Raw genomic sequence first — 1,262 nt, 5'->3', positions numbered from 1 at the left:
AGCACCTGCCCGGCGATCGAGCCCAGGCCGCCCGCGACGCCGTACCAGCCGAGGGCGCGCGCCCGCTCGTCCGGCGGGTACACCGCGGAGATGGTGGCCAGCACCTGCGGCACCATCATCGCGCCCGTCAGGCCCTGGAGCAGGCGGGCAGCCACCAGCTGGGCCGGGTTCACGGCGATCCCGCACAGGACCGACGCGACCGTGAACGCGGCCACGCCCCAGATGAACAGCCGCCGGTAGCCGTAGCGGTCGCCGAGCCGCCCTCCGGTGATCATGCCTGCCGCGTAGGTGAACGCGTAGCCGCCCACGATCAGCTCGAGGGCGGCCGGACCCGCGTTCAGGTCGTGTTCGATGGAGGGGGCGGCCACGTTGACCACGAAGAAGTCGAACTGAGCCATGAACCAGGCCGACAGCAATACAGCCAACGCAGCGCCATATTTCACGACATTCAGGCTAGAACTTCAAGAACAACTGGCCTCCATCGGGGTTCTGCGGCTCCCCTCAGCGGGTGGTGAGGAGGAGCCGCGCGAAGCTCCCCCTCAGCGAGTCGCAGGTTCCAAAGCCGGTGCGGTCTCCCGCAGGCCGTGGCGCGACCACCAGCGGGACAGCGGGGCCGGAGCCCACCAGGCCCAGCGGCCGAGCAGGCGCATCGTGGCGGGCACCAGCAGGCCGCGGACGATCGTCGCGTCCACGCCGATCGCGATCACCAGGCCCACGCCGATCATCTTCATCAGCGTGACCTGCCCCAAGGCGAAGCCGCCGACCACCACGAGCAGCAGCAGCGCCGCACTGGAGATCACGCCGGACGAGCGCTGGGCACCCACCGCCACCGACTCCGCACTGTCATGCGTTCTGTCCCATTCCTCTCGGATCCTGGAGACCAGGAACACCTCGTAGTCCAGCGCCAGCCCGAACGCCATCACCAGGATGATGACTGGGAACACCACGTCCAGCCATCCGGCGGGGTCGAAGCCCAGGAGGCCGGACAGGAACCCGTTCTGGAAGATCAGCGTGATCGCGCCGAACGAGGCCGACAGAGACAACATGTTCAGGACGATCGACTTCAGCGGCAGGACGAGCGAGCCGAAGGCCCAGAACAGCAGCACCCCGCAGGCCAACACCACGAACAGGGCGAACCACGGCATCCGGTCCGCGACCGCCTGGCGCACGTCGAGGAGGGTCGCCGGCCGCCCGGTCACCAGGGCCGTGGCGCCGGAGGGGGCCGGGACCGCGCGCAGCCCCCGGGCCATCCGGGCGGCGGC

General features: G+C 69.9%; 2 protein-coding genes. Both read right to left on the bottom strand.

Features of this window, described 5'->3' with window-relative positions; all coding sequences use genetic code 11:
- The coding region (locus AB0J09_RS65060; RefSeq protein ID WP_360714525.1) for an MFS transporter at positions 1–443 on the bottom strand (443 nt) is incomplete at its 3' end.
- A 96-nt stretch (positions 444–539) separates the two neighbouring features.
- Positions 540–1,262, bottom strand: a 723-nt coding sequence (locus AB0J09_RS65055) for an MMPL family transporter (protein WP_360714523.1), incomplete at its 5' end; no start/stop codon positions are given.

This window comes from Nonomuraea sp. NPDC049784 (genome assembly GCF_040659615.1).
GTDB lineage: Bacteria > Actinomycetota > Actinomycetes > Streptosporangiales > Streptosporangiaceae > Nonomuraea.
The sequence above is the reverse complement of the archived record's forward strand: the minus strand, read 5'-3'. Positions and strand labels throughout refer to the sequence as shown.